This window comes from Falsiroseomonas sp. (assembly GCF_030695085.1).
Classification (GTDB): domain Bacteria; phylum Pseudomonadota; class Alphaproteobacteria; order Acetobacterales; family Acetobacteraceae; genus Falsiroseomonas.
Window position 1 is genome coordinate 23,622 of sequence record NZ_JAUYTS010000073.1, and the last position, 15,447, is coordinate 39,068.

Annotated in this window: 12 protein-coding genes; 6 read left to right on the forward strand and 6 right to left on the reverse strand. The window is 69.7% G+C overall.

The features are described from left to right. Positions 1–106 precede the first annotated feature (106 nt). Both Q8S40_RS09195 and Q8S40_RS09200 read left to right on the forward strand, forming a co-directional pair. A complete protein-coding gene (locus Q8S40_RS09195; protein WP_305670143.1) occupies positions 107–2,527 on the forward strand; it encodes a recombinase in 2,421 nt (806 codons plus the stop codon). 241 nt (positions 2,528–2,768) lie between these two features. Next, positions 2,769–3,666 (forward strand): IS630 family transposase gene (locus tag Q8S40_RS09200; RefSeq protein WP_305670162.1). Its coding sequence is split into 2 segments (ribosomal slippage): positions 2,769–3,059 and positions 3,061–3,666, totalling 897 coding nucleotides; the frame shifts between segments, so codons are not numbered across the junction. A gap of 12 nt (positions 3,667–3,678) precedes the next feature. Here the strand turns inward: Q8S40_RS09200 and Q8S40_RS09205 are convergent. Both Q8S40_RS09205 and Q8S40_RS09210 read right to left on the reverse strand, forming a co-directional pair. Then, positions 3,679–4,362, reverse strand: a complete 684-nt coding sequence (locus Q8S40_RS09205; protein ID WP_305670144.1) for an aspartate/glutamate racemase family protein — start codon at positions 4,360–4,362, stop codon at positions 3,679–3,681. Then, positions 4,359–4,916, reverse strand: a complete 558-nt coding sequence (locus Q8S40_RS09210; RefSeq protein ID WP_305670145.1) for a carboxymuconolactone decarboxylase family protein — start codon at positions 4,914–4,916, stop codon at positions 4,359–4,361. The genes Q8S40_RS09205 and Q8S40_RS09210 overlap by 4 nt, the downstream gene beginning before the upstream one ends. A gap of 406 nt (positions 4,917–5,322) precedes the next feature. On the opposite strand from Q8S40_RS09210, the gene Q8S40_RS09215 reads away from it, so the two are divergent. Next, positions 5,323–6,522, forward strand: a complete 1,200-nt coding sequence (locus Q8S40_RS09215; RefSeq protein ID WP_305670146.1) for an HWE histidine kinase domain-containing protein — start codon at positions 5,323–5,325, stop codon at positions 6,520–6,522. A gap of 37 nt (positions 6,523–6,559) precedes the next feature. On the opposite strand, the gene gyrB is transcribed toward Q8S40_RS09215, so the two are convergent. Both gyrB and recF read right to left on the reverse strand, forming a co-directional pair. Beyond that, positions 6,560–9,034, reverse strand: a complete 2,475-nt coding sequence (gyrB, locus tag Q8S40_RS09220) for a DNA topoisomerase (ATP-hydrolyzing) subunit B (RefSeq protein ID WP_305670147.1) — start codon at positions 9,032–9,034, stop codon at positions 6,560–6,562. Between the two features lie 134 nt (positions 9,035–9,168). Further along, the gene (gene recF / locus Q8S40_RS09225) at positions 9,169–10,335 is read right to left on the reverse strand and encodes a DNA replication/repair protein RecF (RefSeq protein WP_305670148.1); all 1,167 of its coding nucleotides are present in this window, start codon (positions 10,333–10,335) and stop codon (positions 9,169–9,171) included. Positions 10,336–10,424: 89 nt separating this feature from the next. Between recF and Q8S40_RS09230 the strand changes: the two genes are divergently transcribed. Further along, positions 10,425–10,784: a hypothetical protein gene (locus Q8S40_RS09230; RefSeq protein WP_305670149.1), complete on the forward strand. Its 360-nt coding sequence runs from the start codon at positions 10,425–10,427 to the stop codon at positions 10,782–10,784. Positions 10,785–10,840: 56 nt separating this feature from the next. Here Q8S40_RS09230 and Q8S40_RS09235 read toward each other — a convergent pair whose 3' ends face one another. Together Q8S40_RS09235 and Q8S40_RS09240 are read right to left on the reverse strand one after the other, a co-directional pair. Then, positions 10,841–12,460 (reverse strand): peptide chain release factor 3, encoded by a 1,620-nt coding sequence (locus Q8S40_RS09235; protein WP_305670150.1) that lies wholly within the window; start codon positions 12,458–12,460, stop codon positions 10,841–10,843. Positions 12,461–12,498: 38 nt separating this feature from the next. Beyond that, positions 12,499–13,704, reverse strand: a complete 1,206-nt coding sequence (locus Q8S40_RS09240) for a sulfotransferase family 2 domain-containing protein (protein WP_305670151.1) — start codon at positions 13,702–13,704, stop codon at positions 12,499–12,501. A gap of 205 nt (positions 13,705–13,909) precedes the next feature. Between Q8S40_RS09240 and Q8S40_RS09245 the strand changes: the two genes are divergently transcribed. After that, entirely contained in the window at positions 13,910–14,905 is a 996-nt protein-coding gene (locus Q8S40_RS09245) for a tripartite tricarboxylate transporter substrate binding protein (protein ID WP_305670152.1), read from the forward strand. An 81-nt stretch (positions 14,906–14,986) separates the two neighbouring features. Further along, positions 14,987–15,424 (forward strand): DUF6481 family protein, encoded by a 438-nt coding sequence (locus tag Q8S40_RS09250; RefSeq protein WP_304809853.1) that lies wholly within the window; start codon positions 14,987–14,989, stop codon positions 15,422–15,424. Positions 15,425–15,447 lie beyond the last annotated feature (23 nt).

A 15,447-nucleotide genomic window follows, 5' to 3' on the forward strand; every position in this document is an offset into this window, starting at 1 on the left:
ACTCGGCGGCTCCGTCTGCCGTGACCACATCTGGTGGTGACGGATCATCCGAATCACTATATATGGTGATGAACGCCGCGTCGGTGCGCGGCCAAGGATGTACGACATGGATGGTTCACTGCCCGGCGCCCCCGCCCTTCGCCACCGCCGCATCCCCGGCGCCCGCTTCGGCGGGCCGCCTGCGAAAGCGCGGGCGCTGGATGCGGGGATGGGCCTGGCGGTGGCCCGGCGCACCGTGTTCCGCCCCTCCGACGCCGAGGATTTCGGCCGGGTGGCGGACCGCGTCGCCGCCGGCAACATGGCGCTGCTGGGCGACCGTGCGGACCGGATGGACCACCGGATGGAATTGAGCCGCCTGCGCAATGCCATCGTCACCGGCGCGCTGATCACCTCCGGCCGTCACCTGCAGCATGGCGATGCGGACCAGCCGCGCCGGAACATGGAGGTGTTCACCAACTGCGCCACCGCCGCGGCCTCCTTCAGCCTGTTCTACCTGCTGCTGAACGGCAGCGGCGTGGGCCGGGCCTATGATGATGAGCTGATGGCGGTGGATTGGGCGCAGGCGCCGAACCTGCTGCTGCATCTGGGCACCGCGCATGCCGATTTCCCGGCCAGCCGCGCCGCGCTGCACCGCTTCGGCCTGGATTTCTCCCTGCTGCCCTGGGGCACCTCGCTCGAGTCGATGACGGCGGCGCAGGAGGCCGATCTGCGCGGCTGGATCGCGCGCGAATTTGTAGGCGACACGGCCGGGGCGCCGGCGGATGCGATTCGCCACGTCATCGATGACAGCCGCGAGGGCTGGGGCAAGGCGGTTGAGCTGCTGGAAAGCCTGGCGTTCGAGGGTGCGGCGGACCGCACGCTGCTGCTGGACTTCTCCGCCATCCGTCCCTGCGGTGCGCCGATCGGCGGCATGCAGGGTCGCCCGGCCTCCGGCCCGCTGTCGCTGATGCGCGCCTTCGTGAACCTCCGCGCACAGGTGATCGCGCCGGCACGGCGCGGCACGATGCAGCCCTGGGAACAGGCGATGCTGGTGGACCACCACCTGTCCGTCGAAGTGCAGGTCGGCGGCGCCCGCCGGGCGGCGCGCATGGCGACGAAATCCTGGCGCGACCCGGGCATCCTGCGCTTCATCCGTGTGAAGTCCGAAGGCGGGCTGTGGACGGCGAACAACTCCGTCATGGTCGATGCGGCGTTCTGGGACGGCGTGCGCGCCGCCCGCGCCGGCAGCACGGCGCCGCTGGACCAGCACGCCTTCGCGGTGTTCGAGGAAGCGACGCGCTGCGGCTACATCAATGGCGAGCCCGGCTTCATCAATGGCGACAAGCTGGAAGACCACCGCACCGGCACCGCCTGGGACAAGCCGGTGCATGAGGATGGCCGCGACGTCCGTTCCGCCCGCTACCAGGCCGACCACGCCGTGGGGCTGCTGGCCGAGATCGCCCGCCGTGCTGGCACCGCCCGTTTCCCGGCCACCACCAATCCCTGCGGCGAGATCACGCTGCATGTGACCGGCGGCTACTGCGTGATTGCCGATTTCGCGCCGCTGCTGGCCTGCCCGGTGGATCACGCGGCGCTGACGCCCGGCGAGATGCCGGCCGATGTGGCCGAGGATTGGGATGCGCGGGTGGAGGACAGCGTTCGCCTCGGCGTGCGCTTCCTGATGCGCGCCAATCTGATGGATGCGCTGTATGGCGCCGAAGTCGCCCGCACCAACCGCATGGGCATCGGCCCGACCGGCCTGCATGAATGGGCCTGGATGCGCTACGGCCTGGGCTTCGCGGAGCTGCTGGACCAGGAGCGTTCGTCCGGCTTCTGGACGATGCTCGACCGCCTGTCGGATGCGGCGAAGGAGGAGGCAGACTCCTACGCGCAGGAACTCGGCCTGGAATCGCCGCACACCGTCACCACCGTGAAGCCGGCCGGCACCACCAGCAAGCTGTTCGGCCTGACCGAGGGCGCCCACCTGCCGGCGCGGCGCCACTATTTGCGCTGGGTGCAGTTCAAGGGCGTGCGGGCGGAGGATGGCGGCTGGACGCCGGATAGCGACCGCCTGCTGGCCGAGTATGAGGCGCGCGGCTACCCGATCCGCAGCCTGTCCTCTTTCCCCGGCATGTCGATCGTCGGCTTCCCGACCCTGTCGCTGATCGAGCGGCTGGGCCTGGGCGAGAAGCTGGTGACGGCGCCGGAAGCCTCGCCCGAGGCGCAGTATCGCTGGCTGTCGCTGCTGGAACGCCACTGGATCGGCGCCGAGCGCGGCAACCAGGTGTCCTACACGCTGAAGATCTACACGGATCAGCATGACATCGCCGATTTCCGCGACATGGTGCTGACGCATCAGCCGCAGATCCGCTGCTGCGCCATCCTGCCGAGCCGCCCGGACAACGAGCTCGGCTACGAATACCTGCCGGAGGAGGAGGTGACGCCGGAGCGATTCCTCGCGCTGGTCGCCGGCATCAATGACCCGGCGCTGCATGAGGCGGTGGATGGCGCGCATCTGCAATGCGCCTCCGGCGTCTGCCCGATCTAGAGCATGATGACCGAAGGTGCGACGCACCGAAGGTCTGGATCATGCGATCAAGCAACAGGTTAGAGCGTGACGCGTGAACGAAGGTGAGCGCGCCACGCTCTAGAGCGCGATTCCCGGTGATGGAATCGCTTTTGGGATTCCGGCGCGCGCGTTGATCTGATTCAAGCTGCTGGCTGGGCGGAGGCCAGCAGCGATGGTTTGACCCCTTTCTGTTGATCTACGCGATCGAGTGGTCGCGGCGATGGGTGCTGGCGCGAGCTGCCGTGAGGCAGCCAAAACCTTCTCTGTCAGCGTTGCCAGCGCCGCGCGCTGGGCCAAGCGCGCGCGGGAGACCGGCAACGTTGCACCGCGTCCCTTTGGCAAGCCTCTGGGCCTGGTGGTGCTGCCCGAGCGCGAGTGGCTGCTGGCGCGGATCGCGGCCGCACCTGACCTGACGATCCGCGCGCTGCGCGCCGAGCTCGAGGCCGAGCGAGGGCTGCGCGTGGGCTATGGTGCGGTGTGGCGCTGGTTGGCCCGCGAAGGCCTCAGCTTCAAAAAAAAGCCTGCACGCCGCCGAGCAGCATAGGCCCGACGTCGCTCGCCGCCGCGCGCGCTGGCGTCGCCACCAAGCCAGTATTGACCCCACCCGCTTGGTCTTCGTCGATGAGACCTGGGCCAAGACCAACATGACCCGGACGCACGGTCGCGCCCCGCGTGGCCAACGCCTGGTCGCCCATGTGCCGCACGGGCATTGGACAACCATGACCTTCCTCGCGGCACTCCGGCACGACCGCATCGACGCACCTTGCGTGATCGACGGCCCCATCAACGGCGTGCTGTTCCTGGCCTGGGTGCAGCAGTTCCTGGTGCCGACGCTCAGACCCGGCGATGTGGTGGTGCTCGACAACCTCGGCTCCCACAAAGGCCAGGCCATACGTCGCGCCATCCGCGCCGCGGGCGCACACCTACTGTTCCTGCCGCCCTACAGTCCGGACCTCAACCCCATCGAGATGATGTTCGCGAAGCTCAAAACCCTGCTGCGACGCGCGGATGAACGCTCCATCGCCGCCGTCTGGAACCGCATCGGCGCCCTACTCAGCCAATTCTCCGCCGCAGAGTGCGCCAACTACCTCAGGCATGCGGGATACGCTTCAGTCTAAGGAGATCACGCTCTAGGCTGCCGTCACCAATGCCTGCTCCGCCGTCGCGCTGACGGCGGAGAGCACGGGCCGCCCGAAATCGCGCGCCAGGGCGCCGAGGATCGCCTCGGTCGGCAACTGCGTGCAGCCGATGAACAGCGCGTCGCACTCCGCGCCCATGGTCCTGCGCGCCAGTGCATCCACCTCCGGCGCACGAATCGCGCAGAGCGCCGCCAGGTCCGGGGCGCGCAGCGAATCCAGCCGCCGCACGGCGATGCCGCCATCGGCCAGGAAATCCACAAGCTGCGCGTTCACCGCATCCGAATAGGGCGTGACCACGGCGATGGTCCGCGCGCCGATCCGTTGCAGCCGCTGCACCATGGACCGCGCGGTGGTGACAACCGGCAGTCCGGCGCCCTGTGCCAGGTCCCGCGCCAGTGCCGCATCGCCCTCCGGCCCGGCCGCGAAGCCGGCGGCGGTGCAGCCATAGACCAGCAGGTCATGCTGGCCGGGCGCGAAGGATTGCGCCGCCAGCGCCACCACCGCCTCCCGATAGGCCGGCATCGTCTCCCGCGTCAGCGGGCTATCGCTGCGGGGAATGCCGATGCGGGTGATGGCAGAGCCGGCGGGCAGCCGGGCCAGCATTTCCGCTTCCATCGTGGTGTTGCTGGCCGGCACCATCAGCCCGACCCGCATCGCCCTCGGCGGCACGGTCACAGCGGCTTCAGGGGCGGTTCGGCGCCATCCGGCAGCGCCGGGTCCGCCGTGTTCAGCACCATCGCCAGCATCGAATAATAGCCGGCCAGCGCCAGCAGATCGAGCACGCCCGCCTTGCCGAACCGGGCCTCCGCCGCCGCATACAGCGCATCTTCCGGCTTGCCGTCCCGGTGCACGGATACGGCGAAATCATGCACCAGCGCCTGGTCGGCCTGCATGGGATCGGGGCGGCGGCCCTCGGCGATGGCGCTGATGATGTCCTCCGGCAGGCCCTCGGCGTGGGCGATGCGGGCATGGGCGAAGAATTCGTACTGGCAGGTCCAGCGCCGTGCCGTCACCAGGATCAGCAACTCGACCAGCGATTGCGGCAGACCGGTGCCGTAGCGCAGATGCGCGCCCAGCGCCTGCACCCGCATGGCCAGCGGCGGGTTGTGCAGCAGCGCCAGGAAGGGGCCGCGGACGGACCCGCGCGGCCCGCCGGCGATGGCGGCCGCCACCTCCCGCTGCGCCTCCGTCATCTGGTCGGGCGGGATGGCGGGGAAGCGTTCGGTCATGCGGGGTCTCGCGCCAGGGGTTCGGGCCGGGGAGTGTGCCGCCTGGCGGGCGGGGGAGGGAAGCCCGCCCCAGGCCGCGTCCCGGCGCAACGCCGCCAGGTCCAGCTTGACCAAGCCCATCATGGACCGCACCGATCCGTAGCGTGTGTTTTTGGGTTCGGGTCCGGCCTTGCGCGAACACGCCTGCTTGAGCGGGAACGCCCCCACGACCGGCCCGTTATCGCCGCTGCCAGCGTGCAGACGCGATCATGGCGGCCACGCGCGCTGCGTCCACCAGGACCGTCGCCCGGACACGGCATGATCCAGGCAAAGCAATTCTTGCTGAAGCGTTTTGTGGAGCACTTGGCGACCGTGAAGATAAAGCGGAGAACTTGACTTCAATGCGGCAATACGGAGGACAATATCGTTGAATGACGGCGAGCAGGACCGCGAGGCTGACATTCAGGGGCTACTGCGCCAACAGGCCGCGTTGGCGCAATTCGGTGAACTTGCTCTCAAGGGCGAGAGGCTGGATGAAATTCTGACACAAGCCTGCCGCCTGGTGGGCCAGGCGCTGGGCACCGACCTCGCCAAGGTTGTGGAACTCCAGGCGGATGGGCAAACCCTGCTGGTCCGCGCGGGCGTTGGCTGGAAGCCAGGCGTGGTCGGCGTGGCCACCATGAAGCTCAGTGAGAGTTCGTCCGAAAGCCACGCCTTGCGAACCGGGGAGCCGACGATCTCCGCCAACATCGAAGACGAGACGCGCTTTGAATACGCCGATTTCCTGAAGGACCACGGCGTCCGGGCCATCATGAACGTCGCCATCCTGGGCAGTGAGGAAAAGGCGCCCTTCGGCATCCTTCAGGTGGACAGCCGCGAGCCTCGCGAATTCTGCGAGACCGATATCCTGTTCCTCAAAGGCTACGCCAACCTGCTGGCGGCGGCGGTGGCCCGGTTCCGCAGCCTCGATGAGATGCGGCGCAAGGAAAAGGAACTGGAGCGGGCGCTGGTGGAGTGCCGCCATGGCGCGGAGCAGCAGAATTTCCTCGCCAGGGAACTCGACCACCGCGCGAAGAACATGCTCGCGGTGCTGCAGGCTGCGCTGCGGCTGACCAAGGCGCCGGACGTTCCGAGCTTCGTCCAGGTGCTTGAGGGCCGGGTGGCGGCGCTGGCGCGGGCGCAGAACATGCTGGCGGCGGATCGGTGGCAGGGGGCCGACCTGTTTGAAATGCTGCGGGACGAGCTGGCGTCCTACCTCGATGGAAGCTCCGGCCCACAGGCGGAACTCGACGGGCCCAAATTGATGCTCCCGGCGACCGTCGTGCAGCCCTTCTCGATGGCGCTGCATGAGATGGCGACCAACGCCACCAAATACGGCGCCCTGTCCAGCCAGACAGGGCGGCTGCGGGTGTCCTGGAAGGCCGGGGAGGATGGCGTCCTCCGGCTGCATTGGGTGGAAAGTGGCGGCCCACGGCTGCACGGCCCGCCGGACCGGCGCGGCTTCGGGTTCCGTGTCCTGACCAACACGCTTCGCGCGCAGCTGGGCGGCACGATTTCCATGGGCTGGGAGGCGACAGGACTGATCTGCGATCTTGCCGTGCCACTGGCCTGCACCCGGGCGCCGTGAAGGCTGGCGTTCCGGATGCGGTCGCGGGCCCGCAAGCTCACACGTCCAGGTTCGCCACCTTCAGCGCATTGCCGACGATGAATTCACGGCGCGGTTCCACCACGTCGCCCATCAGCGTGGAGAACACCTGCTCCGCATCCTCCACATCCTCGACCCGCACGCGCAGCAGCGTGCGCACGGCCGGGTCCAGCGTGGTCTTCCAGAGCTGGTCGGGGTTCATCTCGCCCAGGCCCTTGAAGCGCTGGATGGTCAGGCCGCGGCGGCCCTGGGCCAGGACGCGGTCGAAGGCCAGCAGCGGGCCGTGCTGCGTGGTTTCGGTGGCATCGAAGGCCAGCATGGCCGGGCCGCCGGCGTAGTCCCGCGCGAAGACCTCCCGCCGTTCATCCAGCCAGCGCGCCTCGGCGCTGCGCAGCGCCGCCTGGTCCAGCGTGTGGCGTTCCGTCACGCCGCGGACCACGCGGAACAATTGCAGCCCGGCGCCATCCGCCGTGGCCTTCCAGCCGCGTTCGGAGGGCGGTGCCAGCGCGTCCAGCCGCGTTGCCAGCAGCGCCGCACCGGCCAGCGCCCGGTCCGCATCGGGCGTCAGCGCGCCGGCGACGGCCGCCTGCTCGATGATGCCCGCCGGCACCTGGGTGGCGAGGCGGCGCATGCGGGAGGCCACCTGGCGCAGGCGCTCCACCTCCTCCGTCAGTTCATCCCGCGCCACTTCGCGGCCATCGGCGAAGCGCAGCCGGGCGCCGGACAGCGCCTTCTCGATCAGGAAATCCTCGAGCGCGCGGTCATCCTTCAGGTACCGCTCATCATTCCCGCGCTTCGCCCGGTACAGCGGCGGCTGCGCGATATACAGATGCCCGCGCTCGATCAGCGCCGGCATCTGGCGGAAGAAGAAGGTCAGCAGCAGGGTGCGGATATGGCTGCCGTCCACGTCGGCGTCCGTCATGATGACGATACGGTGGTAGCGCAGCTTGTCGGCGGAGAAGCCGCCGCGATCCTCCGGCCCCGTGCCGATGCCGGTGCCAAGCGCGGTGATGAGCGTGCCGATCTCGGCGGAGGACAGCATCTTGTCCATCCGCGCGCGTTCGACATTCAGGATCTTGCCCTTCAGCGGCAGGATCGCCTGGAAGCGCCGGTCGCGGCCCTGCTTGGCGGAACCACCCGCGCTGTCACCCTCGACCAGGAAGATCTCGGATTTCGCCGGGTCCTTCTCCTGGCAATCGGCCAGCTTGCCGGGGAGGGTGGAGATATCCAGCGCGTTCTTGCGGCCGACCTTGTCGCGCGCGAGCTGCGCCGCCTTGCGGGCGGCGGCCGAGAGCACGACCTGCTCCAGCACCAGCTTGGCTTCCTTCGGATGCGTCTCGAACCAGTGGGACAGCGCATCCGCCACCGCCACATGCACCACTGGCTGCACCTCGGAACTGACGAGCTTGTCCTTGGTCTGCGAGCTGAACTTCGGGTCCGGCACCTTCACCGACAGCACGGCCGTCAGGCCCTCGCGCATGTCGTCGCCGATCAGCTCGACCTTTTCCTTCTTCGCCAGATCCTCGGCGTATTTCATCACGATGCGGGTCAGCGCCTGCCGGAAACCGGCCTGGTGGCTGCCGCCGTCGCGCTGCGGGATGTTGTTGGTGTAGCAGAGCGCCACTTCATGCGGGCTCGAGTTCCACCACATCGCCAGCTCGACGCGGATGCCTTCGGTGGCTTTCGTGACGAGGCTGATGGGCGGCTTGAAGATCGGCTCCTTGCTGCGGTCCAGCCATTCGACGAAGGCGACGAGGCCGCCCTTGAACTCGAAATGCGCCTCCACCGCCGGCACGTGCCGGTCGTCGCGCAGCGAGATCTTCAGGCCGGAATTCAGGAAGGCCAGTTCGCGCAGGCGGCGTTCCAGGATCGGGTATTCGTATTCGGTCTTGGTGAAGGTGGTCGCCGCCGGCTTGAAGGTCACCTGCGTGCCGTGCATGTGCGAGGACTCGCCCACGATCTTCAGCGGCTGCACCGTGTCGCCATGCTCGAAGCGGATGAAATGCTCCCGCCCGTCGCGCCAGATGCGCACTTCCATCCATTCGGACAGCGCATTCACCACCGCGGCGCCCACGCCATGCAGGCCGCCGGACACCTTGTAGGAATTCTGGTTGAACTTGCCGCCCGCATGCAGCCGCGTCAGCACCACCTCGGCTGCGGAGACGCCTTCCTCGGCGTGCATGTCCACGGGAATGCCGCGGCCATCATCGGTGACGGTGACGCTGCCATCGCCGTTCAGCACCACGTCGCAGGTGGTGGCGAAGCCGGCCTGGGCCTCGTCCACGGCATTGTCGATGATCTCGAAGGCCATGTGGTGCAGGCCGGAGCCGTCATCGGTGTCGCCGATATACATGCCGGGCCGCTTGCGGACGGCCTCCAGCCCCCGCAGCACCGTGATGGAGGCGCTGTCATAGGCATCGGCACCCGGATTCGGGTCGCCATTCCCGGGAAGCGCGGGATTCGGCGGATTGGCGCGCGCGGCGGCGTCGGACATGCCGGCGGAGGCTCCTGAGTGAGGCTTGAAACCCTTCGGATAACAGGGATTCGCGCGGGTTGCGGCGGCGCTCATCATAGCCGGAAACCGCCGGATTTGCCACGCCACATCCTTATTAGATGCGGCGCGTGTTTTCAGGCCGGCCGCAGCCCCTCGGGCGTTGCCTGAAAGCCCTCGGCCAGCCCCTGCAACGGGGCGAAGATGTCGGGCTCGGTGCCGGTCAGGAATACCTGGGCGGGCAGGCGGGCGAGCGCGTCGTACAGCGCCTCCCGCCGCGCCAGATCCAGATGGGCGGCGACCTCATCCAGCAGCAGCAGCGGCGCGAAGCCCCGCGCGCCGCCGATCAGCGTGGCATGCGCCAGCACGACGGAGACCAGCAGCGCCTTCTGTTCCCCGGTGGAGCACAGCGCTGCCTCCAGCCCCTTCGGCAGATGCACCAGGTCCATGTCGGTGCGATGCGCGCCCTGCGCCGCGCCACCCGCCGCGGCATCGCGCCCCCGGCTGGCGGCCAGCGCGTCCCGCAACCCATCCTCCACCGCCAGCGCCGGCGCCTGGTCCAGCGCCGCCGCGATCGGGCAGATCAGGTCGAGCCGTGCCGCGGGGAAGGCGCCCGTCGCGGTGCCCGCCGCCAGCAACAGATTCAGCCGCTGGCCGAGCGAGCGCCGCGCCGCGACGGCGGCCACCGCGTGCCGGGCCATCGCATCCTCCAGCGCCGCCAGCCAGCCGGCATCGCGGCGGCCCTCCGCCAGCAGGCGGTTGCGGCCGGCCATGGCCGCGTCATGCGCTGCCACCTCCCGCGCATGGCCGGGGTCCAGCGCCCAGACCAGGCGGTCCAGGAAGCGCCGGCGGCCGGAGGCGCCTTCCTGGAACAGCCGGTCCATCTGCGGCGTCAGCCAGACCGCGGCGGCGCGCCCGGCCAGTTCCGCCTGGTTCTTCGCCGGCTCGCCATCCACCAGGTATCTGCGGCGGGCGGTCTCGGCGTTCTCGCCCACCGTGCCGGTGCCGATCTCGGTCGGGCCATCCGCGCCCTCGAAGGCGCCGAAGGCGGCCCAGGGGCGTGGCTCCGCGCCCGGCACCCGCCGCCCGATCTCGCCGGCCCGCGCGCCGCGCAGCCCGCGCCCGGGGCCGAGCAGGCTGATCGCTTCCAGCAGATTGGTCTTGCCCACGCCATTCGGCCCGGCGATCGCCACGATGCGCCCCGCGAAACGCTGTTCGAAGCTGGCGTAGGAGCGGAAATCCGTGAGCCGGAGGCGCGTGAGGCGCAGCGTGGGGGCGGAGGTCAGCGGCGGGTTTCCCAGCATGCGGCCTGGGCGGGCATTAGGGCGAACGAAGCCGGAACGTCAAGCCGCGCGCCTCGCCAGCCGCGCCTGGACATGGGAAGCCTAAGGCCATGCGCGCTCTTTTCGCCTTCCTGCTGTTCGCCACCCCGGCCCTGGCCCAGCCCGAGCCGCCCGCCTGCCTGTTCCCCCGCCGGGACGTCGCGCTGGACGCGCCCTGCCTGGCGCTGCTGGCGCAGATCGCCCGCGGCGCCACCGGCGACCTCATCATCCGCGGCTTCGCGCAGGAACAGCAGGGGCCGCGCGTCGATGGGCTGATCAGCCGAAGGCGGGCGGAGGCGGTGGCAGCCGAATTGCGGCGCCTGGGTGTGGCGCCGGAGCGGCTTCGGGTGACCACCCAGCCAACGGAACAGCGCGACCTGTACAGCCGCGTAAGCTCTCACGATCGCCGGGTGGAGATCCTGGCCGACTGAGATCGCCGGCCGCATTTTCCGAGTCGCCGGACGAATCCGCCCGACCTGGAAATGGGTCAGCGGACCATCGCCACCAGCCCGCTTTGCTCCCGCACCGCGTCGAAGCGAAGCGCGGGGTATTCCTCCTCCGCCCGCTTGCGGCGCCAGTCGCTGCCGAACAGCGCGACATATTCGCCGTCATGGTCGGTGGCGGTGTCGCTGCGATTGCCGGCGGCCCATTTCTCGATCGCGGCGCGGTCGCCGCCTGGCGCGGAGATCCAGCGCATGGTCTGCCAGCGCGTCTCGTCGAAGCCCGCCGGCACGCTGTATTCGAAGGACAGGCGGGATTTCAGCACATCGAGCTGCAACTGTCCCACCACGCCGACCACGGGGGGCGAGCCATCGAGCGGCCGGAACACCTGCACCACGCCTTCCTCCGCCAACTGGTCCAGCGCCGTGCGCAGCTTCTTGGCCAGCATCGGGTCACCGAGGCGGACATGGCGCAGGATTTCCGGCGCGAAGCTCGGCACACCGCGGAAGTTAATATCCTCGCCCTCCGTCAGCGTGTCGCCGATCCGCAGCGTGCCGTGGTTGGCGATGCCCACCACATCGCCGGGCCAGGCTTCTTCCGCCACCTGGCGTTCCTTGGCGAAGAAGAACAGCGGGGCATTCACCGGCACCTGCTTGCCGGTGCGGACCTGGCGCAGCCGCATGCCCTTGGTCAGCCGGCCGGAACACAGCCGCACGAAGGCCACGCGGTCCCGGTGGTTCGGGTCCATATTGGCCTGCACCTTGAAGACGAAGCCGGTCAGCTTCTCCTCCGCCGCATGGACCGGGCGCTTGTCGGACAGGCGGTCGCCGGGCGGTGGGGCGAAATCGGCGAGGCCTTCCAGCAGGTGGCCGACGCCGAAATCGCGCAAGGCCGAGCCGAAATAGACCGGCGTCAGCGTGCCCTCCCGGAACCTCTCCAGGTCGAATTTCGCCAGCCCCGCCTCGGCGAGCAGAATGTCCTCGTAAAGCTGCGTGGCGCGTTCCTCGCCCACCAGCTCGGCGATCTTCGGGTCATCCGGGCCGCTGACCGGGATGCCGCCTTCCTCCGTCGCGTCCACCGGCATCAGCCGGCTGGCGAGGATGTCGTAGGTGCCCCAGAAGGTGTTGGCGCGGCCGACCGGCCAGGCGACGGGGGCGGCGTCCAGCGCCAGGGTCTGCTGGATTTCCTCGATCAGCTCGAAGGGGTCGCGCGCCTCGCGGTCCATCTTGTTGACGAAGGTGACGATCGGGATGTCGCGCAGCCGGCACACCTCGAACAGCTTGCGGGTCTGGCTCTCGATGCCCTTGGCGGCGTCCAGCACCATCACGGCGGCGTCCACGGCGGTGAGCGTCCGGTAGGTATCCTCGGAGAAATCCTCGTGGCCCGGCGTGTCGAGCAGGTTGAACACCATGCCGTCGCGCTCGAAGGTCATGACGGAGGTCGCGACGGAGATGCCGCGATCCTGCTCGATCTTCATCCAGTCCGATCGCGTGCGGCGGGCATTGCCCTTGGCGCGCACGGCACCCGCCAGCTGGATGGCGCCGCCTTTCAGCAGCAGCTTCTCCGTCAGCGTGGTCTTGCCGGCGTCCGGGTGGGCGATGATGGCGAAGGTGCGCCGCCGGGCGGCTTCGCGCGCGACGTTGTCGAGGGCCGAGGTGTCACTCATGCAGGGGCTATAGCCTGTCAGGCGGCAAGGGCGAAGGCTTACCCGAGCAGCCTGTCCGGATCGGGCAAGGCGAGGTTCGTGCCATCCACCACCAGCCGCAGCTTGCCGGGCGCGGCTTCCGGCAGGCGCAGCCGGAAGCCGCAGCAGCCACGGGCGAAGCGCGCGGCCTCCGGGCCGGGGTGGAACAGCTGGGCGCGGGTGGCGCCGAGCGGCGTCTCGCCGGCCATCAGCCGCAGCGTCACCGGGCGGGTGGCGAACAGGTCGGTCGCCCAGCCCTGCACCAGGCCGCCTTCCACCCGCGCCACCTGGCCCATCAGGTTCACGGGCGCGGAGATGGGGCGCGGCGGCTGGGCCAGGAACGCGGCGACCTCGGCGTAATCCGGCCCGGCGAGCACGGCGGCCGCCCAGGGGGGCAGCGCATCGTCGCCGCGGAATTCGTAACGCTCGAACACCGCATCGCCGGCGCCTTCGGCGAGCGCCGCCTGGCAGCGGTGGAAGGCGGCCAGGGCGGAGTCGAAGGCCGCGCCCTCCGCCGCGCAATCGGCATCGAGACGGGCGCGGGCGGCCGCATGCAGCGCCTGGTCGGTGGCGAACAGGCCGCGATGCGCGGCGGCCTGGGCACGGGCCTGCGCCCGCGCCGCCTCCTGCGCCGCATCCAGGCGGGTCACGTTGCGCGCCACATGCACCGGCGGCGCCCAGCCGAGGCGGCGGGCGATCAGCAGCAGGGACCGCTCGAAGTCCTCCGCCACGCCAACCGCCGCGATGGCGTGCTGCAGATTGGCCAGCGCGGCTTCCAGCAGCGGGCGCTGCGTGCGGCCGCCGATCTGCTGCGCCTGGGCGTTGCCGCCGGCAGGGCGGCGGGTGAGGAATTCCATCGGCCCCAGCGCACCGGACAGGATCTCGGCGCGCTGCGCGTGGTGCGGGTAGCTGAAGGCGTAGAAATACTCGGACAGAGCGCGCTCCACCGGGTCCCGCAGCAGGGTGAAGTACAGGCAGGGTTCGCCGAGCGCCGCATGCAGGCCGAGATACTGGTGGCCGGTATACAGCCGTATATCCTGCGTGCCGGCCCGCGCGCGCGCCTGGTCCAGCATGTCCGCCATCGGCCGCGGATCGCCATGGCCGAGGTCGAAATACAGCACATGCCGCGCGCCATACTGGCGGGACAGCACGGTGCGAAGCGTGGAGCCGGCGGTCTTCGGCACATGCAGGAAGACGTGGTGGGGCATCGGCGGGTTCGGAACCATCAGCGAAACCGTACGCGGGCGGTCGGACTGATCAATTCGAACAGAAGCTCCGGATCGTGCATGCCGATACGGCGCCCTCAACCTCGACTTTCACAGCTTTATGGGCTGCCAGGGCGCCGCGCAAGCGGCGGATGAGGGCGAATCCGCTGGCCTGCCCGCCGCGGCTGGCGCGAGACTGCGGTGACGCCACCCGGAGCAACACCACATGCCCACCCGCCGCACCGCGCTGCTGCTGCCGCTTCTGGCCTTCCCCGGCATCGGTGCCCTGGGGCTCGCCCCGCCGGCATCGGCCCAGGCGGCATCCTGGCCGCAGCGCACCGTCCGCCTGGTGGTGCCGTTTCCCCCCGGCGGCACGACGGATGTGCTGGCCCGTGCGATCGCGGCCAAATGGCAGGACCAGTGGGGCCAGCAGGTCGTGGTGGATAATCGTGGCGGCGGGGGCGGCGTGATCGGGGCGGATGCCGTGTTCCGGGCCGCGGCGGATGGCTATACGCTGGTGCTCGGCAACAACCAGACCCATGCGACAAACGGCGCATTGATCACGAACCTGCCCTACGACCCTGCCGGCTTCGCCGCCATCACGCTGGTGGCGCGCGCACCGCATGCGCTGGTGGTGCCGGCTTCCTCGCCGGCCAGGACGGTCGCGGAGCTGGTCGAATTGGGACGACGGCCTGGGCCTGGGCTGTCCTACGCCTCGTCCTCCGCCGGCTCGTCCTCGCACCTGATGAGTGAGACCTTCGCGCGGCGGAACGGGATGCAGGCCACCCATATTCCCTATCGGGGTGCGGCGCCGGCGGCGATGGACCTGGTCGCCGGGACCGTCGACTTCATGATGGCAACCTGGGCCAGCGTCTCCTCCCTCGCCGCCGATGGTCGGATCCGTGCGCTCGGCGTCGGCGGGAGCGCGCGGTTCCCGGACCTTCCGGAGGTACCGACGCTGCGCGAGCAGGGCTATGACTACATCTCCGGCGATGCCTGGTTCGGGCTGTTCGCCCCGCGCGGCACGCCGGAGGCGGTGCTCCAGGCGGTTTTTGCCGCCACCGAGGCGGCGCTGGCCGATCCGGCGGTGCGCGGGCGGCTGGAAGCGGCGGGCTTCCGGATTGCCACGATGGCGCCCGCGGCGTTCGGGCCGTTCCATCAGGCGGAAGTGACCCGCTGGGCCGCGCTGGTGCGGGAGGCGGGCGTCACCATCGCCAATTGAGGCGTTTTGGATGGGAGGGTTGCACCGGACGCGCAGCGATCCCCCCTTTTACAAAAGTGGCACAAGGGTTAGATAAGCCGGATGCAGGCACGAAAACTGTTCGACTTCAATGACCGCCGCAATGCAGCGGAAGAGGCCCGAAAGAAGACCGCGGAGAAGTTCCAGGCGCTGAAGGCGCGCCTCGACGATCCCGAGGTCCAGCGGAAGATGGCGGAGGCAAAGGCTATCGCCGATGCCCGCGCCGCCCGCATCGCGGAACGCGCCGCCGAGAAGGCCGCCGAAGCCGCCCGGATCGCCGCCGAGAAGGCCGCCGCCGAGGCCGCCGCCGCCGTCGCGCGCAAGGAAGCCGAGCGTCTGGCCGCCGAGGAAGCGCAGCGCGCGCGCATCGCCGAGATCGACGCGCAGAACCGCAGCGTCATCCTCGATGCCGAGAAGAAGGCCCGCGCCCTGGCGGTCGCCGCCGAGCAAAAGGAAAAGCGGGACGCCCGCTACGCCGCCCGCAAGCAGCGCGGCAAGTAAGGCTTGCGCGCGATGACTTGAGG

Bases quoted from the DNA above. Each gene is read 5' to 3' on its own strand.
- Q8S40_RS09230 (WP_305670149.1), top strand. From the start codon at position 10,425: ATGCGCGCTCTTTTCGCCTTCCTGCTGTTCGCCACCCCGGCCCTGGCC.
- gyrB (WP_305670147.1), bottom strand. From the start codon at position 9,034: ATGTCCGACGCCGCCGCGCGCGCCAATCCGCCGAATCCCGCGCTTCCC.
- Q8S40_RS09245 (WP_305670152.1), top strand. From the start codon at position 13,910: ATGCCCACCCGCCGCACCGCGCTGCTGCTGCCGCTTCTGGCCTTCCCC.
- Q8S40_RS09250 (WP_304809853.1), top strand. From the start codon at position 14,987: ATGCAGGCACGAAAACTGTTCGACTTCAATGACCGCCGCAATGCAGCG.
- Q8S40_RS09195 (WP_305670143.1), top strand. From the start codon at position 107: ATGGATGGTTCACTGCCCGGCGCCCCCGCCCTTCGCCACCGCCGCATC.
- Q8S40_RS09235 (WP_305670150.1), bottom strand. From the start codon at position 12,460: ATGAGTGACACCTCGGCCCTCGACAACGTCGCGCGCGAAGCCGCCCGG.
- Q8S40_RS09210 (WP_305670145.1), bottom strand. From the start codon at position 4,916: ATGACCGAACGCTTCCCCGCCATCCCGCCCGACCAGATGACGGAGGCG.
- Q8S40_RS09240 (WP_305670151.1), bottom strand. From the start codon at position 13,704: ATGGTTCCGAACCCGCCGATGCCCCACCACGTCTTCCTGCATGTGCCG.
- recF (WP_305670148.1), bottom strand. From the start codon at position 10,335: ATGCTGGGAAACCCGCCGCTGACCTCCGCCCCCACGCTGCGCCTCACG.